The 25859-nt window shown below is 69.9% G+C and carries 23 protein-coding genes; 15 read left to right on the top strand and 8 right to left on the bottom strand.

Annotation, left to right across the window (positions count from 1 at the left end):
- The first annotated feature begins 88 nt into the window (after window positions 1-88).
- From ACFFGE_RS05870 to ftsA, 8 genes are all read left to right on the top strand, one after another.
- Window positions 89-1201: a mechanosensitive ion channel family protein gene (locus ACFFGE_RS05870; protein ID WP_376835298.1), complete on the top strand. Its 1113-nt coding sequence runs from the start codon at window positions 89-91 to the stop codon at window positions 1199-1201.
- A gap of 33 nt (window positions 1202-1234) precedes the next feature.
- Window positions 1235-2665, top strand: coding sequence for a UDP-N-acetylmuramate--L-alanine ligase (gene murC, locus ACFFGE_RS05865; RefSeq protein ID WP_376835296.1), 1431 nt, complete (start codon window positions 1235-1237; stop codon window positions 2663-2665).
- Window positions 2662-3114, top strand: a complete 453-nt coding sequence (locus ACFFGE_RS05860) for a GFA family protein (RefSeq protein WP_376835294.1) — start codon at window positions 2662-2664, stop codon at window positions 3112-3114. The genes murC and ACFFGE_RS05860 overlap by 4 nt, the downstream gene beginning before the upstream one ends.
- Window positions 3111-4025, top strand: coding sequence for a UDP-N-acetylmuramate dehydrogenase (gene murB / locus ACFFGE_RS05855; RefSeq protein WP_376835292.1), 915 nt, complete (start codon window positions 3111-3113; stop codon window positions 4023-4025). Before ACFFGE_RS05860 ends, murB begins: the two co-directional genes overlap by 4 nt.
- Window positions 4026-4068: 43 nt before the next feature.
- Entirely contained in the window at window positions 4069-5637 is a 1569-nt protein-coding gene (locus tag ACFFGE_RS05850; RefSeq protein ID WP_376835290.1) for an MASE1 domain-containing protein, read from the top strand.
- A gap of 64 nt (window positions 5638-5701) precedes the next feature.
- A complete protein-coding gene (locus tag ACFFGE_RS05845) occupies window positions 5702-6640 on the top strand; it encodes a D-alanine--D-alanine ligase (RefSeq protein WP_376835288.1) in 939 nt (312 codons plus the stop codon).
- An 86-nt stretch (window positions 6641-6726) separates the two neighbouring features.
- On the top strand, window positions 6727-7506 hold the full coding sequence (locus tag ACFFGE_RS05840) for a cell division protein FtsQ/DivIB (protein WP_376835286.1): 780 nt from the start codon (window positions 6727-6729) through the stop codon (window positions 7504-7506).
- Complete coding sequence (gene ftsA / locus ACFFGE_RS05835) at window positions 7503-8819, top strand: cell division protein FtsA (protein WP_376835284.1); 1317 nt, start codon at window positions 7503-7505, stop codon at window positions 8817-8819. The genes ACFFGE_RS05840 and ftsA overlap by 4 nt, the downstream gene beginning before the upstream one ends.
- A 250-nt stretch (window positions 8820-9069) precedes the next feature.
- Here the strand turns inward: ftsA and ACFFGE_RS05830 are convergent, their stop codons facing one another.
- Window positions 9070-12180, bottom strand: coding sequence for a TonB-dependent receptor domain-containing protein (locus ACFFGE_RS05830; protein ID WP_376835282.1), 3111 nt, complete (start codon window positions 12178-12180; stop codon window positions 9070-9072).
- Here ACFFGE_RS05830 and ACFFGE_RS05825 point away from each other — a divergent pair.
- The 4 genes from ACFFGE_RS05825 (at window position 12161) to lpxC (ending at window position 17414) form a co-directional block, all read left to right on the top strand.
- Window positions 12161-12421 carry a hypothetical protein gene (locus tag ACFFGE_RS05825; protein WP_376835280.1) on the top strand — a complete coding sequence of 87 codons (261 nt, stop codon included), beginning with the start codon at window positions 12161-12163 and terminating at the stop codon, window positions 12419-12421. The genes ACFFGE_RS05830 and ACFFGE_RS05825 overlap by 20 nt on opposite strands.
- Window positions 12422-12504: 83 nt before the next feature.
- Window positions 12505-14544: an alpha/beta hydrolase family protein gene (locus ACFFGE_RS05820; protein WP_376835278.1), complete on the top strand. Its 2040-nt coding sequence runs from the start codon at window positions 12505-12507 to the stop codon at window positions 14542-14544.
- A 228-nt stretch (window positions 14545-14772) separates the two neighbouring features.
- Window positions 14773-16305 (top strand): cell division protein FtsZ, encoded by a 1533-nt coding sequence (gene ftsZ / locus ACFFGE_RS05815; RefSeq protein ID WP_376835276.1) that lies wholly within the window; start codon window positions 14773-14775, stop codon window positions 16303-16305.
- Window positions 16306-16511: 206 nt separating this feature from the next.
- Window positions 16512-17414: a UDP-3-O-acyl-N-acetylglucosamine deacetylase gene (gene lpxC / locus ACFFGE_RS05810; protein ID WP_376835274.1), complete on the top strand. Its 903-nt coding sequence runs from the start codon at window positions 16512-16514 to the stop codon at window positions 17412-17414.
- 156 nt (window positions 17415-17570) lie between these two features.
- On the opposite strand, the gene pgeF is transcribed toward lpxC, so the two are convergent.
- Genes pgeF through lgt form a run of 3 tightly spaced genes read right to left on the bottom strand, consistent with a single transcriptional unit; the run spans window position 17571 to window position 20283 of the window.
- Complete coding sequence (pgeF, locus tag ACFFGE_RS05805) at window positions 17571-18344, bottom strand: peptidoglycan editing factor PgeF (RefSeq protein ID WP_376835272.1); 774 nt, start codon at window positions 18342-18344, stop codon at window positions 17571-17573.
- Window positions 18341-19414, bottom strand: a complete 1074-nt coding sequence (locus tag ACFFGE_RS05800) for a class I SAM-dependent methyltransferase (protein WP_376835270.1) — start codon at window positions 19412-19414, stop codon at window positions 18341-18343. Before ACFFGE_RS05800 ends, pgeF begins: the two co-directional genes overlap by 4 nt.
- Window positions 19411-20283, bottom strand: a complete 873-nt coding sequence (gene lgt / locus ACFFGE_RS05795; protein WP_376835268.1) for a prolipoprotein diacylglyceryl transferase — start codon at window positions 20281-20283, stop codon at window positions 19411-19413. Before lgt ends, ACFFGE_RS05800 begins: the two co-directional genes overlap by 4 nt.
- Before the next feature lie 187 nt (window positions 20284-20470).
- Here lgt and ACFFGE_RS05790 point away from each other — a divergent pair, with 187 nt between their 5' ends.
- The 3 genes from ACFFGE_RS05790 to ACFFGE_RS05780 all read left to right on the top strand — a co-directional run bounded on the left by ACFFGE_RS05790 (window position 20471) and on the right by ACFFGE_RS05780 (window position 22102).
- Window positions 20471-20746, top strand: coding sequence for an accessory factor UbiK family protein (locus ACFFGE_RS05790; RefSeq protein WP_376835266.1), 276 nt, complete (start codon window positions 20471-20473; stop codon window positions 20744-20746).
- A gap of 64 nt (window positions 20747-20810) precedes the next feature.
- Window positions 20811-21314 (top strand): type III secretion system chaperone family protein, encoded by a 504-nt coding sequence (locus ACFFGE_RS05785; protein ID WP_376835264.1) that lies wholly within the window; start codon window positions 20811-20813, stop codon window positions 21312-21314.
- A complete protein-coding gene (locus ACFFGE_RS05780) occupies window positions 21311-22102 on the top strand; it encodes a pyrroline-5-carboxylate reductase family protein (RefSeq protein WP_376835262.1) in 792 nt (263 codons plus the stop codon). The genes ACFFGE_RS05785 and ACFFGE_RS05780 overlap by 4 nt, the downstream gene beginning before the upstream one ends.
- A 3-nt stretch (window positions 22103-22105) precedes the next feature.
- Here ACFFGE_RS05780 and ACFFGE_RS05775 read toward each other — a convergent pair whose 3' ends face one another.
- From ACFFGE_RS05775 to ACFFGE_RS05760, 4 genes are all read right to left on the bottom strand, one after another.
- Window positions 22106-23347 carry a glutamate-5-semialdehyde dehydrogenase gene (locus tag ACFFGE_RS05775; RefSeq protein ID WP_376835574.1) on the bottom strand — a complete coding sequence of 414 codons (1242 nt, stop codon included), beginning with the start codon at window positions 23345-23347 and terminating at the stop codon, window positions 22106-22108.
- A 17-nt stretch (window positions 23348-23364) separates the two neighbouring features.
- Complete coding sequence (gene proB / locus ACFFGE_RS05770; RefSeq protein ID WP_376835260.1) at window positions 23365-24498, bottom strand: glutamate 5-kinase; 1134 nt, start codon at window positions 24496-24498, stop codon at window positions 23365-23367.
- A gap of 44 nt (window positions 24499-24542) precedes the next feature.
- Complete coding sequence (gene ypfJ / locus ACFFGE_RS05765; RefSeq protein ID WP_376835258.1) at window positions 24543-25379, bottom strand: KPN_02809 family neutral zinc metallopeptidase; 837 nt, start codon at window positions 25377-25379, stop codon at window positions 24543-24545.
- A 61-nt stretch (window positions 25380-25440) separates the two neighbouring features.
- Window positions 25441-25848: a DUF1761 domain-containing protein gene (locus ACFFGE_RS05760; protein WP_376835256.1), complete on the bottom strand. Its 408-nt coding sequence runs from the start codon at window positions 25846-25848 to the stop codon at window positions 25441-25443.
- Window positions 25849-25859 lie beyond the last annotated feature (11 nt).

Genomic DNA, 25859 nt, shown 5'->3' with positions numbered 1-25859 from the left:
TTCGGGCGGTCCCCCTCCTCCTCGCGAGGGGGAGGAATGCGGAACTGCTCGTCAGGTCTTGCGCTATGGTCAACTCATGCCCCGCGAAATGAATGAGATCACGCGCTGGATCATCCTCCAGTGGCGACGTTTCGACTGGCTGCCGGAATGGGCGGTCATCGCCCTCGTCGTCGCGCTGTGCGTCGGCGTCGGCTGGGTGGCGCACCGGGTCGTGTTCAGCATCCTGCGCCTGATCGTGAAGAGCCGCGACCTGTTCTGGCGCGGGGTGGTCGAGCGCGCCCGCAAGAAGCTGCGCATCCTCGTGATCCTGATCACGATCGCGGTGGGGGTCACGATCTCTCCGCTCGATCCCGCGCCCTCGGCGCAGATCCGGCACGTCTGCGGCTTCTTCTCGATCCTGGTGCTGGGCTGGATCGCGCTGGACGCCGTCGATATGTGGGCGGTCGTCTATCTGCGCCGCTTCAACCTCCAGTCGCCGGACAACCTGATCGCGCGGAAACACATCACCCAGACCCGCATTCTGCAGCGGGTCGCGGTGGTGGTGGTCGGCATGGTCACCGTGGCGCTGGCGCTGATGACCATTCCGGGCGTCCGGCAGTGGGGGGTCAGCCTTCTGGCCTCGGCCGGCGTCGTCGGCATCATCGCCGGCTTGGCGCTGCAGCCGGTGCTGACGAACCTGCTCGCCGGCATCCAGATCGCGGTGACCCAGCCGATCCGCATCGACGACGCGGTGATCGTCGAGGGCGAGTGGGGCAACATCGAGGAGATCACCTCCACCTACGTCGTCGTGCGCCTGTGGGACTGGCGGCGCATGGTGCTGCCGCTCAGCTATTTCATCTCCAAGCCTTTCCAGAACTGGACCCGCGAGAACGCGCGGCTGATCGGCTCGGCCTTCTTCTACGTCGACTACGCCGCGCCCATGGACCGGCTGAGGGCGGCGTTCGAGGCGATCGTGAGGGCCTCGCCGCACTGGGACGGTGACGTGCAGGTGCTCCAGGTCACCGACGTCACCGAGCGGACGGCCCAGGTGCGCTGCCTCGCCAGCGCCGCCAACGCGGGGGCCGCCTTCGATCTGCGCTGCGAAATCCGCGAGGGGATGCTGGCCTTCATGCGCGACGAATGCCCCGAGGCCCTGCCGAGGGATCGGATGCGCTGGCCGGATGGAGAGGAAGCCTGGACACCCCCGGGGAAGGACGACTAGCCCGCCCGGCCTCCCGCCTGCTAAGCCGCGCGGATGATCCGTCGCCTGCGCCCCGTCCCCTTCGACATCGGTCCCGTCCATTTCGTCGGCATCGGCGGCATCGGCATGAGCGGCATCGCCGAGATCATGCTGAAGATCGGCTATCAGGTGCACGGTTCGGACGCCAAGGCGTCGGCGAACACCGAGCGGCTGGAGAAGCTGGGCGCCAAGGTCTTCATCGGCCATGACGCGGCGCATGTGTCGGACGGCGTTTCGGCGCTGGTCTATTCGACGGCCGTCAAGCCGGACAATCCGGAGCTGAGGATCGCGCGCGAGCGGCGCATCCCGCTGGTGCGCCGGGCCGAGATGCTGGCCGAGCTGATGCGGCTGCAGTTCTCGATCGCGGTCGGCGGCACACACGGCAAGACGACGACCACCAGCATGGTCGCGGCCCTGCTGGACGCCGCGGGCTTCGACCCGACGGTGGTCAACGGCGGGATCATCAACGCCTACGGCACCAACGCCAAGGTCGGCGACGGCGACTGGATCGTGGTCGAGGCCGACGAGAGCGACGGCAGCTTCCTGCGGCTGAAGTCCACCGTGGCGATCGTCACCAACATCGATCCGGAGCATCTGGACCACTACGGCGACTTCGAGGGAGTGCGGGCCGCCTTCGTGGACTTCGTGGAGAACATCCCGTTCTACGGCTTCGCCGCCGTCTGCCTGGACCACCCCGAGGTGGCGCGGCTGGTCGCCCAGATCGATAACCGGCGCCTGGTCACCTATGGCGTCAACCCGCAGGCCATGGTGCGGGCCGACAACTGCCAGATGGGGCCGGACGGCGCGCGCTTCGACGTGGTGATCCAGAAGCGGGGCATGGCCGCGCTGGAGGAGCCGGACCGGATCGAGGGCGTGCACCTGCCGATGGCGGGATGGCACAACGTCTCGAACGCGCTGGCCGCCATCGCCGTCGCCCGTGAGCTGGACGTGCCGGACGAAGCGATCAAGGCGGGCATGGCGGGTTTCGGCGGGGTCAAGCGGCGCTTCACCACCACCGGCGTCGTCAACGGCGTGCGCGTCGTCGACGACTACGGCCATCACCCCGTGGAGATCGCCGCGGTGCTGAAGGCCGCGCGTCAGGTGGCCGAGGGACGCGTGATCGCAGTGGTTCAGCCGCACCGCTACACCCGCCTCAGGGACCTGATGGAGGAGTTCTCCACCTGCTTCTCGGACGCGGACTCGGTGATCGTCGCCGATGTCTATCCGGCCGGCGAACAGCCGATCGAGGGGGTGGACAAGCACGCTCTGGTCGAGGGCGTGCGTCGGTTCGGCCACCGCAATGTGCATCCGTTGGAGAACGCCGCCGTCCTGCCTCGTGTGATCCGCGAGGAAGCCAAGCCGGGCGATCTCGTCGTCCTGCTCGGCGCCGGCGACATCACCAGCTGGGCCTACGCCCTCCCGGCGCAGCTGGAGGCGATGGGGTGAGCGCGCTGACGGGCGGGCGCCAGTGCGGCGAGGTTCGCTACCGCATCAAAGGCGGCGTGTCTCACAACCACTTCTGCCACTGTCGGATGTGCCAGAGGGCGACGGGTGGAGTTTTCGCCGCGCTGGCGGGCGCGCCGAGATCGAAGGTCGCTTTCGAGGGGCCGCTGTCCGTCTTCGAAAGCTCCTCCGTAGCGGAGCGCGGGTTCTGCGCGCGCTGCGGCACGCCGCTGACCTTCGCCTACAAAGACAGCGAGTGGATGAACGTCACCATCGGCAGTCTGGATGATCCCCAGGCCGCACCTCTGGAGATGCATTGGGGGATCGAGGGACGGGTGCCCTGGCTGGAGCTCGGGGACGGCAAGCCGGCGCATGCGACGGGAGATGGACTGGAGGCGCACCAGCTGGAGCGGCTTGAGCGGATGGTTTCTCACCAGAGAGGGGGGCGATGAGCGACTGGCGCGAGTCTTTGCCCGAAGCGCGCGGCAAGTTGCTGCTGGACGAGCCGCTGGGCCCTTACACTTGGTTCCGGGTCGGCGGAGCGGCGGACGTGCTGTTCATCCCGGCCGACGCGGAGGATCTGGCGGACGTCCTGAAGGCGCTCGATCCGGGCGTGCCCGTCACGGTGCTGGGCGTAGGCTCCAACGTCATCGTGCGCGACGGCGGTGTCGAGGGCGTGGTGATCCGGCTGGCGGGCCGCGCCTGGGCCCAGGTGGCGACCGGGGGCGACATGATCACCGCCGGCGCCGGCGCGCTGGACGCCATGGTCGCGAAGGCCTCGGCCCGGGCCGGGATCGCGGGCCTGGAGTTCTACGCGGGCATCCCGGGCACGATCGGCGGGGCCCTGACCATGAACGCCGGCTGCTACGGCTCTGAGACGAAGGACGTGCTGGTGTCGGCGTGGGGGCTGAACCGGCGGGGAGACCGGGTCGACTACGCGCTGGCGGACTTCGGCTACACCTACCGTCACTCGGAGGCGCCGGCGGACATCATCTGGATCGAGGCGACCTATCGCGGCGCGCTCGACGCGCCCGAAGCGGTTCAGACGCGGATCGACGAGATCACCGCGCGGCGGGAACAGACCCAGCCGATCCGAGAGAAGACCGGCGGCTCGACCTTCAAGAACCCGCCGGGCCACTCGTCCTGGAAGCTGGTCGACGAGGCGGGCTGGCGCGGCAAGCTGTTCGCCGTGACGGGCGGCGGCGCGAAGTTCAGCGAGCTTCATTCCAACTTCATGATCAATCCCGGCGAGGCCACCGCCGCGGACATCGAGGGCCTGGGCGAGGCGGTCCGTCAGGACGTCTTGGCCAAGACGGGGGTGCGGCTCGATTGGGAAATCAGGCGCATGGGTCGCGCGAGCTGAGCCGTTAATGGGCGGGTAAGCGCCCAGGCGTCACATCGCCGTCATGATCTCGCGCGCGCAACTCGGCAGGCTCGTCGGTGTATCCGCACTGGGCGTCCTGACCTTCCTGATCTGCTGGGGCGCGATCCACTTCTTCAGGGGAACCGCCGCCGTCGCCGCCGTGTGGCCCGCGAACGCCCTGGTTCTGGCGTTCATCCTGCGCGCCTGTCCGACGCGGGTCTGCGAGCGCATGGCCGTCGGCGTCGCCTCCGTCGCCATGGTCGGGGCGAATCTGGCGGCGGGGCGTCCGCTGGGACTGTCGTTGGCCTTCCCAGCCGCGAACGTCATCGAGATCCTGATCGCCGTCCACTTCCTGCGCGGCGTCTCCATGCCGCTGGCCGCGCTCAAGGACCTGAGAGGCTTTTTCCTCGGCGCGGTGTTGGCCGGGCCCCTCGCCTCCGCGACGGTTGCGACGGCTGTAATGGCCCTGGGGCTTGACCTGTCGGGCGCCGCGCTTCTGGCCGAGGCGGGAGGCTGGTTTCTGGCCGACGCGATGGGCATGGCCATCGTCGCCCCCTTCGCCTTGTCGATCTCCAGCCGGAGCACATGGCCCGTGTGGCGCGGGATGGCGGCCCCGGCCGCCGCGGGACTGATCTTCTTCGCCCTGAGCTTCCAGAGCCAGGCCCCGGCGCTTCTGCTCGCCTTTCCGCTGGTCACGCTCGCGGTGCTGTACGACCGTGACCGGGGCGGCGCCCTTGCGATCGGATTGGTCGCCATGGGGCTGATCGGATCAGCCCTGATGGGAGAAGGGTCGTTGCCGCGTCTCGCGCGCTACGGAGTCGATCCGGTGGTGTGGGCGCAGATCTTCCTGGGGTGTCTGGTCGCCACCGCCTATCCGCTCGCCATGATGCTGAAGCGGCTCGACGCCATCGCCGCCGACGCTGAGGCGAAGCGCGTCGCGGCCCAGGCCGAGACCGACGCGAAGGTCCGGCTCATCGGAGAGGTGGGGGAGGAGCTGCGCTCCCCGCTGTCCGGCGTCGTCACCCTCGCTGAGATGCTGCGCAGCGGCCGGCTGGGGGACCTCAATCCCCGTCAGCGCGAGCTGCTCAGCCGAATCGCCGAGAGCGGCGCGGAAATTGAGGCCCTGTCGCGCGAGATGATCGCCGGAGGCCCGCGCGGGGCTTCTCGTCAGGCCCATGACGTCGGCCGGGTGCTGGCGGAGGCGATAGGCGCGACCGCCTTCGCGGCGCGTCGGCGCGGAATCATCGTCGAGCAGCGACTCGAACCGGGCCATCTGACTGCGCTGGACCGGCCGAGGGTCGCACGACTGATCGAGGAGGCGCTGATCGCGGCGACGGAGGCGGCGACGGTCGGCGGCAGGCTGCGCGTGTCCCTGACCGGCGACGGCGTCAATGTGCGGATCCTGATCGAGGACGACGGGGCCGACGATCGCGTCCTGCGCCTCACCGCCGAGCAGACCTCGAAGCTGGACGCGACGCCCACGTCCGGCAGGGCTTTCGACAAGGCCTGGCTGCGTAAGCGCGGGGGCGACCTGCGGACCGGCGTCTCGGACCTCGGCGGCGTGCTCAGCGAGATCGTCCTGCCCGTGACGAAGGCCGAACGCGCCGCCTGAACGTCCCGCCGCTTTTCACGAGTCCGGCGGATTGCTAACCAGCGCAGGACAGCCGGAGCTTCCCATGTCCCGCCTCCCCGCCGACCTGCATGTCGCCGTCCTGATGGGCGGGCTGTCGTCGGAGCGGGAGGTGTCGCTGAGCTCCGGCAGGGGCTGCGCGGACGCGCTGGAACGGGTCGGCTATCGGGTCACGCGGGTCGATGCGGGCCGGGACCTGGCCCAAGTGCTCGCCGATCTCGGGCCCGACGTCGCCTTCAACGCTCTGCATGGCGCATGGGGCGAGGACGGCTGTGTCCAGGGAATCCTGGAGACCCTTCAGATCCCCTACACCCACTCCGGCGTCCTGGCCTCGGCCCTGACGATGGACAAGGACAAGACCAAGTCGATCCTCAAGGCGGCGGGGGTGGCGGTGCCGGGGGGCGGGCTGTTCGACCGTCACGAGGTGGCGAGCCGCCACGTCATCGACCCGCCCTACGTCATCAAGCCGAACGCCGAGGGTTCGTCGGTGGGCGTCTATCTGGTGCCGGAGGGGGCGAACGGGCCCCAGGCGGCGGTCGGCGCGCCCGACTGGACCTATGGCGAGCTGGTGATGGTGGAGCCCTATGTCGCCGGCAAGGAGCTGGCGGTGGCCGTCATCGGGGACGCGAGCGGGCCGCGCGCCCTGACCGTCACCGACATCACCCCGACGAAGGGCTTCTATGACTACGAGGCCAAGTACGCGCCGGGGGGATCCGTCCACAAGCTTCCGGCGGAGCTGCCGGCGGCCGTGTTCGAGCGCGCCCTGAGGGAATCCGAGCTCGCCCACGTCGCCCTGGGTTGCCGAGGCGTGACGCGATCCGACTTTCGTTATGACGATGTTAAGGACGTTCTCGTTCTGCTGGAGGTCAACACTCAGCCCGGCATGACGCCGACCTCGCTCGTCCCCGAGCAGGCGGCGCACGTCGGAATGAGCTTCGAAGACCTGGTTCGGTGGATGGTGGAGGACGCCTCATGCCCGCGGTAGTGCGCGGCGGTCGGCGACGGAGTGCTAGTCAAGGCGGCAAGGGACGGGGCGGGGCCTCTCGGAACGCTCCGGGAGTTCCGGCCAAGGTGTCCGCGCTGGGCCGGCTGGACCTCTCGCCGCGCGCCGTCGGCCTGGCGTTCTCGGCGACGGCGACGGCCGTCGTGATCGTGCTTCTGGCCAGCGGGGGCGGCGAGCGCCTGATCGGGGCGGTGACGACGGCGGCGGACCGCGGCGTGGTGGCGGCGGGCTTCGGACTGCGTCGGGTCTCCATCGAGGGCGCATCGCGCGAGGCCGAGCCGATGATCCAGAGGGCGCTTCAGCTCTCCGCCGGTCAGCCGATCACGCGCCTCGATCTGACCGCCCTGCGGGAGGACGTCGAGTCGGTGGGATGGGTGAGGTCCGCCAAGGTGATCCGCCTCCTGCCCGACACCCTGATCGTCCATGTGGTCGAGCACGACCGGCTGGCGGTGTGGCAGGACGGGCGGCGCGCCTGGGTGATCGACGCCTCCGGCCAGGTCATTCCCGGGGCGGATGCGCGGGCCCACGCCGAGCTGCCGTTGGTGGTTGGGGCCGGGGCGGCCGACGCGGCGCCGCAGATACTGCCCCTTCTGCGCGAGCGGCCGCGCCTCTCGTCGCGGCTCGAGGCCCTGGTGCGGGTGGATGAGCGTCGCTGGGACCTCAGGCTCAAGGACGGCTCCGTCATCCTGTTGCCGGCGGTGGGCGAGGAGGCGGCGCTGATCCAGCTCGACGCCATGGATCAGCGGGAGCGGCTGCTGGACCTGGGCTTCTCGCGCGTCGATCTGAGGACGCCGGAGGCGGTGGCGCTCCGCCCGGCCGGACGCGAGACGGCGGGAGCGGCGGCATGAGGCGCGAAGCTGGGGATCGCCAGCCCACGACGGATCCTCGCGCGCCCGTCGTGGCGGCGCTGGACCTCGGGGCCTCGAAGATCGGCTGCTTCATCATGAAGCCGGACGGCGTTCGCCACGCCGACCGCACCATCCGCGTCGCGGGCGCGGGCCATGTCCAGTCCAAGGGCGTCAAGGGCGGCGCGATCATCAACATGGACGAGGCCGCCCAGGCCATCGGACAGGCGGTCGAGCGCGCCGAGCGCGCGGCCGGCGCCCCCGTCTCCGGCGTCGTGGTCGGCACCGCCATCGGCCAGATGTCCACCCACCGGGTGCGCGCACGGGTCTCGCTTGGCGCCAGCCCGATCGGCGACGCCGACCTGGCCCGGGCGATCGGCATGGCTCTGGCCGAGATTCGCCTGCCGAACCGACGGCCCATCCACGTCCTGCCCGTCGCCTGGTCCGTCGATGGGGCCAAGGGCGTGCGCGATCCCCGCAATATGCGCGGCGGCTCGCTGGGGCTCGACCTCGTGGTGGTGTCGATGTCCGAGGGGGTGTTCCAGACCCTCAGCCACTGCCTGGAGCTGGCCCATCTCGACCTTCAGGGCGTCGTCGCGGCGCCGGTCGCCTCGTCCCTGGCGGCGCTGGAGGACGACGAGACGGATCTCGGCTGCGTCTGCATCGACATGGGCGGCGGCTCCACCACCGCCGCGGTCTGGGGCGAGCGTTCGCTGCTCCACATCGAAAGCCTGAACGTCGGCGGGGAGCATGTCACGGCCGACATCGCGCGCGGCCTGTCGACCTCGCGCGCCGGCGCCGAAAGGCTGAAGACGCTGCACGGGTCGGCCATGGCCTCGGCCAACGAGGACCGCGAGATGCTGGAGGCCCCGCCGCGCGGCGAGGACGCCTCGGCCGGTCCGGTGGTGGTGCCCCGGGCGATGCTCAAGACCGTCATCGCGCCCCGGGTGGAGGAGACGCTGGAGCTCCTGCGGGATCGGCTGCGACAGTCCGGCGTGGGGCTCGAGCCCGGCACGGGTCTGGTGCTGACAGGCGGGGCCAGTCAGCTGAACGGCGTGCGTGAGCTGGCCGTCAGGGTGTTCGACCGGCCCGTCCGTCTCGGTCGGCCGCAGCGGGCGCCTCACCTCGCCGACGCGGCGTCCGGGCCGGCCTTCTGCACCGCCGCCGGCGTCCTCCTGCGCGCCGCCTACGGTCCGCGAGAGGCGGTGTCGGCCCGCAAGCTGATGGCGCGGCAGATCACCGCCGCCGACGCTCCCAGCCCCCACGCGCGAGGCCTGATCGCGCGCTGCGCCGGCTGGCTTCGCGAGAATCTCTAGACGATCGCGCGATCAACCCGCGTCCGCACGGGCCCTGAGGCCCGGTGAGGACCTCCCGCGCGCCGAAGCGTGCGCGGATCACATCCGTGGACTGGCGGTCGAGCTCACGCGAGCCGCGCCGGGCGGCGCTCTTCGGGAGAGGGCGGGGCCTGGCCGATCGGCGCCCGACCTGCTCCGCAAGCCGGACCCGAGACAAGAAAAAGGGCGGCGGGATGTCCCGCCGCCCTCGCAGTCTGACTTGTTCGAAGCCTTAGAAGGTCTTCGAGATGCTCACGAAGCCGGTCCGGCCGTTCCAGTCGTACTGGGTGGCCAGCGGCGTGTTGCCGATCACGGTCGAGCCCGACGAGATGCCGAAGTAGGGCGGGTTCTCGTCGAACACGTTCTGGATGCCGACCTGGAAGGTCCAGTCGTCCATCTGCTTGCGCACCGAGATGGCGTGGGTGAGGTATTCCTCCGTCCCGCGTTCCACGAACACCGGCTCTCCCAAGAAGGTCGTGGCGTTGCCGGGGGTCGCGAAGAACGGATCGTTGTCGGACTCACCGACGTAGTCGATGCCGTAGAAGACCGTCCAGTCGCCGCGGTCGAAGCGGAAGTTCAGCTCACCCACCGTTTCTGGCGAACCGACGCGGCTGTTGTTCACCGTCACGACCGACGAGTTGAAGACCTGCGTCGTCCAGTCGAGGATGTGGCTGACGCGGCCGGTGATCTGCAGATCGCCGAAGGAGAACTCGCGGTTATACCGAACGTTGATGTCCAGACCTTGGTTCTTCTGCTGCGAGATGTTGACGTAGTTGTTGTTGACCGTCAGCACCTGCAGGTAGCGCGCCGAGTTGGGGTCGCGGTCACGGGTGAACAGGGTGCAGAGCGGTTCGTTCGGGTAGTTTTCCGACGTGTAGCAAGCCGACAGGATGTTGGCCGCGCCGAACTGCGCCACCTGGTCGTCGACCTGGATGTCGAAGTAGTCGATAGCGATGTTCAGGTCGATCCAGCTGGGCGTCCAGATCAGGCCGATCGAGGTGGCCTCGGCGGTTTCCGGATCCAGCAGGCCGACGCCGCCGCCCGCGATGACGGTCGCGGACGAACCCGGAACGGCGTAGTCGTCCGGGATGCCCTCGGCGGCGCAGTTGTCGCGCAGGACCTGGTTCGTCGAGGTGCCCCAGTTGCGGCACGGATCGATGTTGGCCTGGCCGATGAAGCTGGTCTGGTTGGCCAGGTACAGCTCATACAGCGCCGGGGCGCGGAACGAGGTGCCGTTCGAGGCGCGGATGCGCCATTCCGGCGTGATCTCCCAGTTGAGGCCGACCTTGTAGGTCGAGTTCTCGCCGTAGGAGTCGTAGTCCGAGAAGCGGCCCGACAGGTTCACCGTGAACGCCTGCACCAGCGGGATGTCGCGGACGATCGGCAGCTCCACTTCCGCGAAGACCTCACGGATGGTGTCCTCACCCACGGTGCGTCCGGCCGAGGTCGAGCCCCAAAGGTTGTTGCGGAGTTGCTCCGGCCCCGGGGTGTCGTCAATCTCTTCCTTGCGGATTTGGAAGCCCAGGGCCGCGCCGACGGGACCGGCCGGCAGGGTGAACGGTTCGCCCGACACGACGCCTTCGATGTACATGTGATCGTAGGTCGTCAGGCCTTCCTCGTAGCCCGAGATGAAGTTGTATTGGTCGGCCGGCAGCACGCCGTCGCGCAGGAACTCCGGGCTGAACCAGTCGATGCCGCCGGCGGGGCAGTCGGTGGCCGAGATCAGGATCGCCGCATCGCAGTTGCCGGTGGCGGCGCCGAACGCACGCGGTGCGCGATCGGTCGCATCGATATCGCCGTCGCCGTCGAGATCGGCGAAGTTGCCGGTCGCGTCCCGTCCGAACAGGGCGTAGTAGCCGGCGGTGGCCTCAACGCGGTCGTTATAGAAGAAGTTGCCGCCGTAGGTGCCTTCCGAGCGGCTGTACTGCGCCGCCAGCTCCCAGTCCCAGTTCTTGCCGAACGCGTCGAAGTCGCCGCGCAGGCCCGCGACGATGCGGCCGTAATCGACTTCCTGACGGTTGATCGAGTCCACCAGGGCCACCGGCGTGGCGTAGTAGCCGCCGTTGAAGGTGTTGGTCTGACCGTTGAAGGGGCCGCCGAAGGGGTTGTCGCTGTGGAACGGCGACACCGTCGGGAACAGCTGACGCCAGGAGTTCTGCTCGGACTCGCGACGGTTCAGCAGCAGTTCGTAGAAGGCCTCGATCCGCGGGGTCACGTCGAAACCGCCGAACGAGGTGATGCTGTAGCGCTTCACCGGCGAGATCGCGGTCCGGCTCGAATAGCGGTCGTTATAGAGCGGGTAGACCGAATAGGCCGCGCGGCGGACATCCGTGGGCGAGGCGGTGATCGAGCAGTCCGGGCCAGGGGTCGCGGCGCTGTTGAAGCCGCCGGCCACGTGACGCCAGCCGGGGATGTTACAGCCGGTGAAGCCGGTGCCCTGGGTCGCGGTCGGGTCGAAGATGAAATCGCCGTCGCGGCGGTTGGCGACCGCCACCGGGCCCGCCGAGCCGGCCAGCTGGGTGCGGATGATGCTGTTCAGGACGAAGTCGCACTTGTACTCGCCGTTCTCCAGCACGTCGCGACGCACCAGCAGGCTTTCGTCGGCGAAGACGCGGTCCTGCGGGCAGTCGAACCAGTCGCGATCGCCGAACAGCGTCGCCTTGCGCTCATAGTAGTCGGCGCCGACGTTGAAGTAGCCGCGGCTGAACGTCTGGCCCCAGGAGCCCGAAATCCGGTACTCCTCGCCGCCCTCGCGCTCCGGCACCGAGGCGAAGGCCTCGAAGTTGCCGCCGTCCTGGTTGCTGCGCGTGATGATGTTGATGACGCCCGCGACCGCGTCCGAGCCGTAGATCGACGAGGCGCCGTCGGTCAGGATCTCGACCCGCTCGATCTGCGAGCTGGGGATGGTGTTCAGGTCGAACGGACCCACCGTGCCGCGCACGCCGGCCGGGCCGGCGCGACGGCCGTTGACCAGGATCAGGGTGCGCTGGGCGCCCAGACCACGCAGCGACACCGTGTTCACGCCCGGGCCGCCGGTGGTGACGAAGCCGGTGAAGAAGTTGTTGATCTGCGTGGCCGTGTTCGCCGCGGTCGAGGACTGCAGAATCTCGGTGGTGTCGGCCAGGCCTTCGAGCGTGGCCTGCTCGGAGGTGATCACCTGGATCGGCTGGGTCGAGGTGAACTCGTTGCGCCGGATGCGCGAGCCGGTGATGACGACTTCGCCGACTTCCGTCGCGTCGTCTTCGGCTTCCTGCTGCGATTCAGACCCGGTGTTCTGCGAGTCCTGCGCCATGACCACCTGCGGCGTCATGAGCGCCAGGCTCATGAAGACGGTGGTGGTCAAAAGCCTGTTCTTGGTGACGGCCATCAATCGGCTCCCCCAGTTTCAAATGACTTTGCTGGCGAGCACACGTCTCGCCGCCGATGAGACCATGGGTCTCGACAATGCGACGTTAGCAGCCGCAGCGGCGACGCCAAGCGATTGCGGCCACGATGCGACAGGATTCAGGCGGCTGTATCACAACCGCAACATATTCGTCGCGAGGTTGCATTCGAGCCACGGCGTGGCGTGGGTCGCGGCGTGATGAGACGTCCGGCGAAGCTTGACGCGGTCGGCTCGCCGCGCATGACTGGCGCCGGGTGTCCAGTCGGAGGAGCGTCTAAAGCCATGAAGGCCCGAAATCTTTTGTCCATCGCGGTTGGTGCGGTGGTGTTGTCGATGGCCCCGGTGGGGGTCGCGACCGCGCAGACGGCGCAGCCGACGCCGCCGCCCGCGACCGCATTCGCCCGAGAACAGGCTATCGCGTCCGTCGACGTTTCGCCGGACGGGCGACACATTGTCGCCGTGATATCGCCGGACGGCCGCACGCGGGCCGTCGCCATCTGGCGCGTCGCCGACTTGAGCGCGCCGCCCTTCCTGATCGGCTCCGATGACGAGCGGGCCGAGGTCGTGGCCGCCAGCTTCATCAAGAACGACCGCATATTCGTCACCACTCAGCAGCTCATCGACTTCAACCCGTTCTCGGGCGCCCAGGAGCGGACTTTCGCGAGCCGCACCCAGGTTCTGGACCTCGAAGGCAATCCCGTCCGGGTGTCGCTGGAGTTCGACGGCCTGAACGAGCGCCAGCAGGCCTTTGTCGGCATCGGCGGCCTGGTCAGCTCGCTGCCGCAAGACGAGCAGAACGTGATCGTGCGCGATCCGCTGCGCGGGGACCTTTATCGCCTCAACCTCTACAACGGACGCGCCCAGCGCATCGATCGCGGCTCCAGCCGCTATTCCGGCGAGCAGGCCGACCTGAACGGCGAAATCCGGGCCCGTCAGGAGTTCGACTTCGACGGCGGCGCCGCCTACATCGCGATTGAGCTGAAACACCCGGACACCGGCGAATGGTCGGAGCACTTCCGCTGGTACGCGCGCGACCGGCAGCCGATCGAGGTGGCGGGCTTCAGCAACGACCCCAACATCATCTTCGTCCAGAGCGTCGAGGGGCGGGACCGGTCGGCGATTTACGAGTACGACATCCGCGCTCGCCAGATGGGCGAGATCGCCTTCGCCCATCCGCTGTTCGACGCGGAGGGCGTGATCCGCTCGACCGCCCCGGCCGATTTCGGCGAGGTGGTGGGCTTCACCTATCAGGGCGAGCGTGGACGCACCTACTATACCGACCCCGTGCTGAGGGACGGCTATAACCAGCTTCGCGAAGCGCTGCGGATTCAGACGACGCCGGTCAGCTGGGTGGACATCGAGACCGGTGAACGCACCCGGTTCAGCGTCGGCGACGGTGCGGACATTTCGATCATCGCGGCTTCGGACGATCGGTCCAAGCTGGTCGTGCGGCGGTCCGGCCCGCAGACGCCACCCGAATACTGGGTGCTGATCGACGGCCGGCTCGCGCTGCTGGGCCGGGCCTATCCCGAGCTCGCCGAGGTCGATTTCGGCCCCACCGAGCTGATCCAGTACGAGGCGCGCGACGGTCTGATGATCCCCGCGTTCATCACCAAGCCCAACCCCGACATCTACGGACCCGGTCCCTATCCCACGATCGTGACGCCGCACGGCGGTCCATGGGCGCGCGACAATCTCGACTGGGACGTCAGCGGCTGGACCCAGTACTACGCTTCGCGCGGCTACGCGGTGCTCCAGCCGCAGTTCCGCGGCTCGCTGGGCTGGGGTCAACGCCTGTGGCGCGCCGGCGACCGCGAGTGGGGTCGCAAGATGCAGGACGACAACGATGACGGCGTCCGCTACCTGATCGAGCAGGGGATCGCCGATCCGGCCCGGGTGGCCATGCACGGCTACTCGTACGGCGGCTACGCCTCGATGATGGCCGCCGTTCGCCCCAACGGCCTGTACCGCTGCGCCGCCGCCGGCGCCGGCCCGGCCACGATCGCCCTGTTCAAGAAGGGCACCTACAACAGCCGCTACCTGCGCGAGTTCCAGCATCCGACCGCCGACGGCGAGGACCCGCTGGTGCGCGTGAATGAAATCTCGATCCCGCTCTACCTCTATACGGGCGACCGGGACACGCGCGTCCTGCCGTCCGAGTCCGAGACCATGGCCGCGGCGATGCGTCGGGCGGGCAAGCAGGTGCGTCTGACCATCCTTCCGGACATGGAGCACACCATCAACACCTGGACGCCGGCGAACTTCGCCGCCGTGCTGACCTCGGTGGAGGAGTTCCTGGAGACGGACTGCGGCATGGGCTGATAGGCCGTCGCATTCATGAATTGGGGGCGGTCCTGCGGGGCCGCCCTTTTTTCTGCGCCGAACGTCCGGCCAAGGTTCATTTTCCCCTTACCAGCACTGCGACTCGGCCTAGTGCGTAACCTCGCGTTAACGCATGTCGCGTTTTCCTTAACAGGCCCATAACCATCGTGATTCGACGGGGCGACACGGTGGGGTTTCCGGGCAGGTCGGCAAGGTCGGAAATCTAGAATGTCTCTTTCGCTGGTGCGTCCGCAAACCACGGAACTGAAGCCCCGGATCGTCGTGTTCGGCGTCGGCGGGGCCGGCGGCAACGCCGTCAACAACATGATCGACGCCGGGCTGGAGGGCGTGGAGTTCGTCGTCGCCAACACGGACGCGCAGCACCTGTCGTTCGCCAAGACCGACCGTCGCATTCAGCTGGGCGAGACGATCACACAAGGGCTCGGCGCGGGCGCCCACCCCGAGGTCGGCATGAACGCCGCCGAGGAGTCCGCCGACGAGATTCACGCGCACCTGGAAGGCGCGCACATGGTCTTCATCACCGCCGGCATGGGCGGCGGCACCGGCACGGGCGCCGCGCCGATCATCGCCAAGTGCGCGCGCGATCGCGGCATCCTGACGGTCGGCGTCGTGACCAAGCCCTTCACCTTCGAGGGGCGTCACCGCATGCGCCTGGCCGACGCCGGCATCGCCGAGCTGCAGCGCTACGTCGACACCCTGATCGTCATTCCGAACCAGAACCTGTTCCGCGTCGCCAACGAACGCACGACCTTCGCCGACGCCTTCGGCATGGCCGACCAGGTGCTGCACTCGGGCGTGCGCTCGATCACCGACCTGATGATCCTGCCCGGTCTGATCAATCTCGACTTCGCCGACGTCCGCGCCGTCATGTCCGAGATGGGCAAGGCCATGATGGGCACGGGCGAGGCCTCGGGCGAGGACCGCGCCCTGCTGGCGGCCCAGAACGCCATCGCCAACCCGCTGCTGGACGAAACCAGCCTGAAGGGCGCCAAGGCGGTCCTGGTGAACATCACCGGCGGCCTGGACATGACCCTGCTGGAGGTCGACGAGGCCGCCAACGCGATCAGTGCGGAAGTGGACGGGGACGCCAACATCATCTTCGGCGCCGCCTTCGATCCCGCCCTGGAAGGCAAGATCCGGGTGTCCGTGGTCGCCACCGGAATGGACCAGGGCGAGACCGTGGCGGTCGAGCCGCCGGTCTCGCGTTCAACGGCCCCGCTGCGCCAGCCGGCTCAGTCGGCGCCGCCGCAAGCGCCGGTCCGCGCCCCGGAGCCGATCGTCCCGACCTTCAGCCGCCAGCCCGAGCCACTCCGCTCGCCGGAGCCGGAAATCCGCCCCGAGCCGGTGATCCACGCCGCCGAGCCCGCGCCCCGTGCGCTCGAACCGATCGTCGATCCCTGGGTCGAGGCGTTCGAGGCCGGCGAGGTGAAGCCCGCCGCTCGTGCGCCGCAGGAGGAGGAGCAGGGCGACCTCTACTTCGATCGTCCCGCCGCCCAGGAGCCGGCCTATGAGGCCGACGATCGCGACCACAGGAAGAGCGGCTGGAGCCTGTTCGGACGTGGCCGCCGTCAGCCGCAGGCCGCCCAGCCGACCTATGCGCCCCAGCCCGCCCAGCCGCCGCGCGCCAGCGCGCCGGTCGCCCGGGGCGGCGCGGCGGCGCAGCCGGTCTATGACGCGGCGCCCGAGGCCGAGGACGACGACCTGGAGATTCCTTCTTTCCTGAGGCGCCTGGCCAACTGACGCCTTCCAGAGCCTGAAGCTCCAACGGCCCGGGCTCGCCCGGGCCGTTTTCGTTTGGCCGTAGGCCAGGCCGTATCGGCGCCGGTTTCGCAGCGCGAAACAATCCGAAACGGGAGTTTCATTTATCGCTGGAAAGGGGTCGTTTACCTCGACGACGGGGCGGACCTCGCGCGCGAGCCGGGGTCGCAAAGTCGAGAGTTTCACGCGTGCCGCAGCCGTCGAGCGAGCATCTGGAGAAGACCGTCGTCGCGCCGGCGATCTGCGCCGGCGTGGGCGTCCACACCGGGCGGCGGGTGCGTTTGGTCGTCCGTCCGGCGCCCGTCAACACCGGCATCGTCTTCGTCCGCACGGACATCCGCGACCGTGACAACCGCATTCCGGTGTCCGGCGAGGCGGTGGTCGAGGCGCGCCTCAACACCATGATCCAGAACGCCGACGGGGTTCAGCTGTCCACGATCGAGCACCTCATGGCCGCGCTTTGCGCGCTGGGCGTTTCGAACGCGGTCATCGAGGTCGACGGGCCCGAGCTGCCCATCCTCGACGGATCGGCCCTGCCGTTCGTGCGCCTGCTGGACCGGTCCGGCTTCCGTCGCCAGGAGGCGCCGGTCCGCTACATCGAGATCCTGGAGCCGATCCGGGTCGAGGAAGGCGACAAGTCGGCCGTCCTGCTGCCCTGCGACCGCTACGAGATGCGGTTCGAGATCGAGTTTCCGACGCCGGTGATCGGCCGCCAGGTGGTCGACTTCGTCGTTGACGAGCCGACGTTCCGCAGCGAGATCATGTCCGCGCGCACCTTCGGCTTCGCCCACGAGGTCGAGGCGCTGCGTCAGGCCGGGCTCGCGCGCGGCGGCAGCCTGGAGAACGCGGTCGTGATCGACGGCGACGAGATCCTGAACCCGGGCGGCCTGCGCATGGAGCGGGAGTTCGTGCGGCACAAGGCGCTGGACGCCATCGGCGACCTGTATGTGCTCGGCGCGCCGCTGATCGGCCGCTACGAAGGCGTCAAGGCGGGTCACGCCCTGAACAACAAGCTGGTGCGCGCGCTTCTGGACGCGCCCCGCGCCTGGCGCGACGTCGTGCGTACGCCGGAACTGGCGATGGTGGGGTGATCGCATCCTTCTCCCCTCGTGGGAGAAGGTGGCATGCGGAGCATGACGGATGAGGGGGATGTATCCGCCCGCTCATTGTCCGAAGGTTTGCTCGCTGAACCCGCCCCCTCATCCGAGCGCCTCCGGCGCCCACCTTCTCCCACGAGGGGAGAAGGATCAGGAAATCGAGATCGCGCTCATGAGGCGGCCGAAATCCGGCTCGCCGCGCCGGTACGCGCGCCGGTTCGAATAGAAGCGCGTCTCGTCCGGGCAGGTGTCGTGTCCGGTCCAGGCCGCCTCGCCGACGCCCGCCTGCTCCAGTCGCCACAGCACGAAGCCGGGCAGGTCGAACAGCCGTTTGTCATCAGCGGCGCCGGGACGGAAGAACCGTTCCGAGCCGGGATCGTGGTGGGCGAACTGGTCCATGAAGTCGGCGCCGACCTCATAGCTTTCCGGGCCGATGCAGGGGCCGACGACAGCGACCATGCGCGAGGCCTGGGCCCCCAGCGCCTCAAGCGCCTGAACCGCGCTGTGAGTCACGTCGTGAAGCGCCCCCTTCCAGCCGGCGTGCACCGCGGCGACGAACGGACCCTCGGGGTCGCAGATCAGGACCGGAGCGCAATCCGCCGTCAGGACGCCGCAGATCACGCCGGGCGTGGTGGTCGCCACCGCGTCGCCCTCCGGCCGGTCCCCGCGCCAGGGGCCCTCTGCGACCCTGACGATGGCGGAATGCACCTGGTAGCAGGTGGCCAGGTCGTCAGCCTGACGCCCGAACCACGCGGCGACACGGCGGCGGTTCTCCGCGACCGCGGCCGGATCGTCCCGAGAGCCGACGCCGACGTTCAGCCCGGCGTAGAGGCCCTGTGACACGCCGCCCTGGCGGGTGAAGAAGCCGTGGCGCACGCCCGCGCGGTCGAGAAGCGGGTGGGTGATGGGGGCGAGGTCGGTCATGCGTTGAAGGCGGGCAGGTCCAGACTGCGGGGCGAGAAGATCGCGCACGCCTTGAACAGCTCGCCCATCTGATCCGGCGCGACGAGCCGCGAGAGCTGGCGATCGATGACGGGCGCCGCCTCGGGCCGCGACGCCTTCAACCGATAGGTCCGGGTTTCGATCCCTAGGCGCTTAAGGAACTCGCCCTGGGCGAGGCACCCCGTCACGTCCGCGCCCGCCCGCACGGCGGCTTCGAGCACCGTGGGGAAGTCGGCGCACTGCGTCAGGTCGCAGGCGCCGGGCTCCGCCAGGGGATCGACCTTTCGGTGTCGCTGCAGGGCCTGCAGCGTGTCGCCCGCTTCGGGGCGGGCTCGGCCGTAGTCGATGAGCAGGGCCGCGCCGCCCGACCGTCGGATCAGGTCGCCCAGGTCGCGGCCGAAGGCGGCCTGCTGCTCGGACACCTCAAGCACCTGACCCACGCCCACCTCGGCCGTGGTCTCGATCAGGCCGCCGGTGAGCGCCGACAGGCCGAACGTCAGTTCCCCGTCCTCGGTCACCCCCACGCGGCGCTCCGCCCAGCCGCCTTCGGTGCGGACGAATTGGCGGGCGGGCAGGCAGTCCAGCACCTCGTTGGCGACCAGCAGGATCGGCGCGTCGGCGGGCAGGGCGGCGACAGAGGCGACCCAGCGAGGCTCCAGCGCGCTCTCGGCGAGCTGTCGCGCCTGCGCCTCGCGCAGCGGGCGGCTGGGTTCGATCAGAACGAGGTCGGCGGCCTGGAGGAAGTCGGGCGCCACATGCGCCGCTCGCAGCAGGTCCAGCATCAGGGTTCCGTCGCCGGGGCCCACCTCGACCAGCCGGAACCGGTCCGGCGCGCCCAGGCGACGCCAGGTCTCGATCATCCACAGGCCGATCAGCTCGCCGAACATCTGGCTGACCAGGGGCGCGGTGATGAAGTCGCCGCGCGCGCCGAGCTCAGGCCGGGTGGCGTAGTAGCCGTCGGCCGGATCGTGCAGGCAGCGGGTGACGTAGTCCGCCACCGTCATCGGCCCCGTAAGGGCGATCTCGCGCGCCAGTCTCGCCTTCAGGCTCATTCGGAGACGGGCGGCCGGCTCCGCGCGCGGTGGATCAGCCAGGCGCCGGCGATGATCATCGGGATCGACAGCAGCATGCCCATGGTGATCACGCCTCTCAGCGCTTCGGGCATGTGCAGGTCCGGCTCCCGAACGGTCTCCAGCAGCGCCCGGCTGAGGCCGTAGCCCAGAAGGAAGATGCCGGTGACGAAGCCGGGCTTGGAGAACAGCTTCAGCCGCCACACGGCGAACCACAGCAGCACGAACAGCAGAAGACCCTCCAGACCGGCCTCATAAAGCTGGCTCGGGTGGCGGGGCTCGTTGCCGGCCGGGCAGAACTCATAGGTCTGAAGGATGCGCTCGTTGCAGAAGCGGATCGCCCAGGGCACGTCCGTGACGCGGCCCCACAGCTCGCCGTTGATGAAGTTGGCCAGCCGCCCGAAGAACAGGCCCAGCGGCACCACCGGCGCGACGAGGTCGGCGATCGACAGCAGTCGCACGTCGTTCCGTCGCGCGAACCACAGGACCGCCAGCGCCACGCCGATGAAGCCGCCGTGGAAGGACATGCCGCCGGTCCAGACCTGCAGGATCTCCAGCCGTTCGCCCCAGGACTGGCCGCCGAAGATCTGCAGGAACAGCGACGGCTTGTAGAACAGCGCGTAGCCCAACCGGCCGCCGGCGATGATGCCGACGGCGATCCAGAGCACCAGATCGTCGAGTTGGGTCGTGGTGATCGGCGGCTTTCCGGCGGGCCAAACGCCCGGCGTCTTGATCAGCCGGGCGGCGTACCACCATCCCAGGCCGATGCCCGCGACATAGGCCAGCGCGTACCAGCGCAGGGGGAAGGGGCCGATCTGGATGAGAACGGGATCGAACTCGGGAAACGGCACGGGACCTCCAGCACGAGCGTCGCTTTGACCGGGCGTTTAGCAAGCCGCCGGGCCCGCGTCGCCTGTCGTTTTCGCCCGCTTCGCTTGCGGCGCGCGACGAACGGGGGCATCGACCGTTAGGCTTTCATTCACCATGTTCGCCTGAGCCTGACGCGACCCGCGTCGGGGCCGGAGCCATCGAGACGCCATGCAGACCAGGAACCCCTTCCTCGACGAGTTCGCCAAGCTGACCACCGGCGCCATGGGCCTCGCCCAGGCCGCCGGCGAGGAGGCGAAGGCCGCCTGGCGCGCCCAGGCGGATCGCATGGTCGCCGAGCTGGATCTGGTGCGGCGCGACGAGTTCGACGCGCTGCGGGCCGAGGTCGCGGCGCTGCGCGCGGAACTGGCGACGCTGAAGGCGGTGAAGAAGCCCCAGAAGGGAACGTCCACAGGCCAGACTCCCCCGCAGGACGCAGCCGGTTGAGCCGAATCCGCGAACACGCCTACCGTTCCCCCAGAGGCCGTGAGTCGCGGCCATTGAGGCTTTCATGGATGCTCTGAGACCCGACGAGGTCGATGTTCCGTTCGATCCCCTGGATGTGGTGGAGCATGTCCTGACGGCCGAGAACCTGCCGTTCGACCGCAACAACGACGGGGACCTGGCGTTCGCGCTCGCCGGAGACTGGAAGGACTATGAGCTCTGGTTCGCCTGGCGGCCGGAGGGCGACTGCCTCCAGGTCAGCTGCGCGCTGGACCTGCGGGCCAAGAAGTCGCGCCGCGCCGCCGCCTACGAGCTGGTGTCTCTGGTCAACCAGCGGAACTGGCTCGGCCATTTCGAGGTGATGAGTGAGGACGGCGAGATCGTCTATCGCCACTCCCTGGCCCTGCCGCTCGGCGAGCGGCCGACGCTGGCCCAGGCGGCCACCATGATCGACGCGGCGGTGCAGGCGGCGGACCGGTTCTATCCGGCCTTCGACTTCCTGGTGCGGGGGGCCAAACGGCCCCAGGACGCGCTGGACGCCTGCATGTTCGAGACCGTCGGCTCGGCGTGAGCGGGCGCGACGTCGTCCTCGTCGGCTGCGGTCGGCTGGGTTCGGCGATCCTTGAGGGCTGGCTCAAGACCGGCGCGGTTCCGCCCGAGCGCCTGATCGTGCTCACCCCGTCGCCGAAGCCCGCGTCCGAGATGGCGCGGGCGAGCGGGGGTCGGGTCAATCCACCCCTGGATCAGCTGGCGTCGGCCGGCGCGGTCGTCATCGCTGTGAAGCCGGCGATCTGGCGGGCGGCGCTGGCCCCGCTGCTTCCCCATCTGGCCCCCGACGCTGTGATGGTCAGCGTGATGGCCGGCGTATCGGTGGCGGCCACGTCGGAGGGAAGCGGCGGTCGCGCGGTCGTCCGGCTGATGCCGACCACGGCCGTGGCGCAGGCGCGGGGCGTCGCGGCGCTTTGGACGGACGACGCGAACGCGGCGGCGGTCGGGCGCGCCCTCTTCGCCCCGATCGCCGATCTGGTCGAACTGGCGGATGAGGCGGACCTGCATGCGGCGACGGCGGTGTCCGGCTGCGCCCCGGCCTTCGTGCAGGCGTTCGTCCTGGCGCTGGCCGAAGCGGGCGCGGCGAAGGGGCTGTCGCTGGACGCGTCGCTCAAGCTGGCGCGGGGGGCCCTGAGGTCGGCCGCCGCCACGGCGGAGACGGGCGAGCCGCTGGAGGCCCTGATCGACCGGGTGGCGTCGCCCGGCGGCGTGACGCGCGCGGGATTGGACGCGATGGCTTCAGGCGGCGTGTCCGATCTGGCGGCGGCGGCCGTGGAGGCCGCGATCCGACGCTCCAGGGAGATCGGCTGACGTTCAGGGCCGGACGTGGCCCCGGCCGCGCACCACGTATTTGTAGCTGACCAGCTGGGCCGCGCCGACCGGGCCGCGGGCGTGCAGGCGCGAGGTCGAGATGCCGATCTCGGCGCCGAAGCCGAACTCGCCCCCGTCCGCGAACTGGGTCGAGGCGTTCCACATGACGATGGCGCTGTCGACGCGGTTCAGGAAGCGGGCGGCGGCGGCGGCGTCCTCGGCCACGATCGCCTCGGTGTGGCCGGAGCCGTGGCGGACGATGTGCTCGACCGCCTGATCGACGCCGTCGACGACGCGCACCGCCAGGACGGGGGCCAGATACTCGGCGGACCAGTCGGCTTCGTTCGCCTCCGTCATGGTCGGAACCAGCGCCCGGGCGGCGACGTCGCCCCGCAGCTCGCAACCCGCGGCGATCAGGTCCCCGGCGACCGGCGGCAACAGGCGCTCCGCCCCGGCCCGATCCACGAGCAGGGTCTCGGTCGCCCCGCAGATCGAGGTCCGTCGCATCTTGGCGTTCAGCACCACCTTGCGCGCCATCTCCAGGTCGGCGGAGGCGTGCAGATAGGTGTGACAGACCCCCTCCAAGTGGCCCAGCACCGGGGCGCGCGCCTCCTTCTGCACCCGCTCGACCAGGCTGCGGCCCCCGCGCGGGATGATCAGGTCGATCGCGCCGTCCAGGCCGCCGAGGATGTGGCCGACCGCATCCCGGTCGGGGGTGGCGACCATCTGGACGGCGGTCTCGGGCAGGCCGGCGGCCCGCAGGCCCTCGGCGACCGCCGCGTGGATGGCGAGCGCGCTGTTCAGGCTGTCGGAGCCCGCCCGCAGGATCGCCGCGTTGCCCGAGCGCAGGCAGATGACGGCGGCGTCGGCCGCCACGTTCGGGCGGCTCTCGAAGATGATCGCCAGAACGCCCAGCGGGACGCTGACCCGCGCGATGTCCAGGCCGTTCGGCGGCGACCAGCGGGCGGTCTCCGCGCCCAGCGGGTCGTTCTGGGCGGCGACGGCTTCCATGGCGCCGGCGATGGCGGCGATGCGGGTGGGATCGAGCCTCAGCCGGTCGACCATGTTGGCGGGCGCGCCTCGGCCCTCGGCGGCCAAGACGTCCTCGGCGTTGGCGGCCAGCACAACGTCGACGCGACGGCGCAGCGCCACGGCCGCCTCGCGAATGGCCAGGGTGCGCTGATCGGCCGGGGCTTCGGCCAGGGGCCGGGCGGCGGCGCGGGCGGCCCGGCCCATGGCGACCATGTGCGCCTCAAGGTCGCTCACGCGCGCGCCTCCAGCACCATGTCGTCGCGATGGACGGCGACGCCGGGGCCTCGATAGCCGAGGATCGCCTCGATCTCCCCGGTCCTGCGGCCCGCCAGTCGACGGAGTTCGTCGGCGGCGTAGGCGGCGACGCCGACGCCCAGGCGGACCCCGGCCGGGTCCAGCAGGGCGACGCTCTCGCCCTTGTCGAACTGACCGTCGACCCGGGCGAGGCCGGCGGGCAGCAGGCTCCTGCCTGCCTTGAGGGCTTCGCCCGCGCCCGCGTCCAGCCACAGGGCGCCCGCCGGCGAGACGCTGCCGGCGATCCATGCCTTATAGGCCTGAAGCGGCGTGTCCGGCGCCGTGATCAGGGTGCCGGCGCCTATCGCCGCCGCGGTGGTCAGGGGCGCCGCGACCCGTCCGTCCAGAATCAGGGTGGCGCAGCCGGCGGCGCGGGCGATGCGCGCGGCCTCCAGCTTGGTGCGCATGCCGCCCGACCCGACGCCGTCGGCGGCGTTGGCCTCGCCCGCCATAGCCAGGATTTCGGGCGTCAGGCTGTCGACCCGGGCCAGCCTGCGCGCGGACGGATCGCGACGGGGATCGGCGGTGTAGAGCCCGTCCACGTCGGACAGCAGGACCAGCAGATCCGCGCGCGCCAGTTGGGCCGTGCGCGCGCCCAGCCGGTCGTTGTCGCCGTAACGGATCTCCTCGGTGGCGACGGTGTCGTTCTCGTTGACGATGGGGACGGCGCCGAGCTCCAGAACCGCATCAAGCGTCGCGCGGCCGTTCAGCCAGCGGCGGCGGCGCTCGGTGTCCTCGCGGGTCAACAGCACCTGGGCTGGCGTCAGGCCGTGGGGCCGAAGCGCGGCCTCCCAGGCCTGCATCAGCAGCGACTGGCCGACGGCGGCGGCGGCCTGCTTGCGGTCCAGCGTCGTTTCGCGGGGCAGGCCCAACCGCGCCCGCCCGAGCGCGATGGCGCCGGACGACACCACGATCACCTGCACGCCCTCGGCGCGCAGCCGGGCGATCTCGGCTCCCAGGTCTTCGAGACGGCCGCCGGCCACGAGGGCGGAGCCGACCTTCAGCACCACGCGGCGCGCGGCGCTGAGCGCTGAGGCGATGGCGGCGGACGCGGGCTGAACGGCGATCATCCCGCCACCATGACCGACCGTGTGCGGCGCAACAAGATCGGCGGTCAGAGCCCCTGGAAGGTGTCGCATGCCGAGGGATGGCCCGCCTCGTAGCCGCGCCGCAACCAGGTCATGCGCTGTTCGGACGAGCCGTGGGTGAAGCTCTCGGGGGAGACGCGGCCGCTGCGGCCCTGGAGCGCGTCGTCGCCGATGGCGGAGGCCGTCTGCAGCCCGGCTTGGAGATCGCCGGCCTCGAGCGCCACCTGCCCGTTTGACACGCGCGCGGCGTTGGCGGCCCAGACCCCGGCGTAGCAGTCGGCCTGAAGCTCCAGCGCGACGGAATAGCGGTTGGCCTGCGCCTGGCCTGAGGCGCGCTGCCGCGCCTGGCGCACGCGATCGGAGGCGCCCGTCAGGGTTTGGACGTGGTGTCCGTACTCGTGGGCGATGACATAGGCGCGGGCGAACTCGCCGCTCGATCCGCCGAGCGCCTCCAACTGGGACCAGAAGGACAGGTCCAGATAGACGCTCCGGTCCGCCGGACAGTAGAAGGGGCCCATCGCCGCCTGGCCGAAGCCGCAGCCGGTGGATGTCCCCTGCGTGTACAGCACCGTGTTCGGCGGCGTGTAGCCGGGCAGGGCCTGGGCCCAGACGTCGTTCAGATTCGTGCCGATGACATCGACGAACTGACCCGCCTCATCCTCGGGCGTGCCGCGCTCGCCTTCGACCTGACCCTGGGCTCCGAACTGGCTGGCCAGCTGGGTTGTGGTCTGCGGATCGATGCCGAAGACGAAATAGCCGATCGCGGCCAGCACCATCACGCCGATCCCGCCGCCGGCGACCGCCCCGCCCGCGCCCCGCCGATCCTCGATGCCGCCCCCGCGACGTCCGCCCTGCCAGCGCATCCTTCGGCCCTCCCTGCAAGCCTGATCAAGCTAGGCCGAAACTCGCCGGCGCGAAATCGGTTCAGGCGACACCCGGCGGCGGGGTCAGGCCGACCAGGGTCATGACCAGGGCCTGGACGCTCATGACCACCAGCCAGTGGGCCGCGTCCCAGCCGGCGGTCCTCAGCGGAACCCGGCGGTAAGCGTGGGTGACGACGATCGCGGGCGCGACGAAGCCGATCCAGATCACCACCGGCGTGGCCATGGCCATGACCCACTCGGGCGCCTCGGGCGGGGCCAGGATCAGGGCGCCGGCCAGGATGCAGGCCAGCCAGAACTCGCACAGCGCGGTGATCGCGATCAGCTCGGGCCGGCCGGCCACGGGGGCCGAGGTCAAACGCCCGGTCAGCCGGTGATGCAGGGCGCCGACGGCGAGGCCGGCCAGCGTCGCCAGCGCGATCGGCCACAGGTTCTGCACGATGTAGATCATCACGTCGCTCC

The organism is Brevundimonas balnearis, assembly GCF_042434805.1.
In the GTDB taxonomy this organism is placed as follows: Bacteria; Pseudomonadota; Alphaproteobacteria; order Caulobacterales; family Caulobacteraceae; genus Brevundimonas; species Brevundimonas balnearis.
The sequence above is the reverse complement of the archived record's forward strand: the minus strand, read 5'-3'. Positions and strand labels throughout refer to the sequence as shown.

Bases quoted from the DNA above. Each gene is read 5' to 3' on its own strand.
- pgeF (WP_376835272.1), bottom strand. From the start codon at position 18,344: ATGACCGACCTCGCCCCCATCACCCACCCGCTTCTCGACCGCGCGGGC.
- ypfJ (WP_376835258.1), bottom strand. From the start codon at position 25,379: ATGCGCTGGCAGGGCGGACGTCGCGGGGGCGGCATCGAGGATCGGCGG.
- ACFFGE_RS05825 (WP_376835280.1), top strand. From the start codon at position 12,161: ATGAAGACGGTGGTGGTCAAAAGCCTGTTCTTGGTGACGGCCATCAAT.
- proB (WP_376835260.1), bottom strand. From the start codon at position 24,498: ATGATCGCCGTTCAGCCCGCGTCCGCCGCCATCGCCTCAGCGCTCAGC.
- murB (WP_376835292.1), top strand. From the start codon at position 3,111: ATGAGCGACTGGCGCGAGTCTTTGCCCGAAGCGCGCGGCAAGTTGCTG.
- ftsZ (WP_376835276.1), top strand. From the start codon at position 14,773: ATGTCTCTTTCGCTGGTGCGTCCGCAAACCACGGAACTGAAGCCCCGG.
- murC (WP_376835296.1), top strand. From the start codon at position 1,235: ATGATCCGTCGCCTGCGCCCCGTCCCCTTCGACATCGGTCCCGTCCAT.
- ACFFGE_RS05820 (WP_376835278.1), top strand. From the start codon at position 12,505: ATGAAGGCCCGAAATCTTTTGTCCATCGCGGTTGGTGCGGTGGTGTTG.
- ACFFGE_RS05845 (WP_376835288.1), top strand. From the start codon at position 5,702: ATGTCCCGCCTCCCCGCCGACCTGCATGTCGCCGTCCTGATGGGCGGG.
- ACFFGE_RS05785 (WP_376835264.1), top strand. From the start codon at position 20,811: ATGGATGCTCTGAGACCCGACGAGGTCGATGTTCCGTTCGATCCCCTG.
- ACFFGE_RS05850 (WP_376835290.1), top strand. From the start codon at position 4,069: ATGATCTCGCGCGCGCAACTCGGCAGGCTCGTCGGTGTATCCGCACTG.
- ACFFGE_RS05760 (WP_376835256.1), bottom strand. From the start codon at position 25,848: ATGATCTACATCGTGCAGAACCTGTGGCCGATCGCGCTGGCGACGCTG.
- ACFFGE_RS05775 (WP_376835574.1), bottom strand. From the start codon at position 23,347: ATGGTCGCCATGGGCCGGGCCGCCCGCGCCGCCGCCCGGCCCCTGGCC.
- ACFFGE_RS05800 (WP_376835270.1), bottom strand. From the start codon at position 19,414: ATGAGCCTGAAGGCGAGACTGGCGCGCGAGATCGCCCTTACGGGGCCG.
- ACFFGE_RS05870 (WP_376835298.1), top strand. From the start codon at position 89: ATGAATGAGATCACGCGCTGGATCATCCTCCAGTGGCGACGTTTCGAC.
- ftsA (WP_376835284.1), top strand. From the start codon at position 7,503: ATGAGGCGCGAAGCTGGGGATCGCCAGCCCACGACGGATCCTCGCGCG.
- ACFFGE_RS05790 (WP_376835266.1), top strand. From the start codon at position 20,471: ATGCAGACCAGGAACCCCTTCCTCGACGAGTTCGCCAAGCTGACCACC.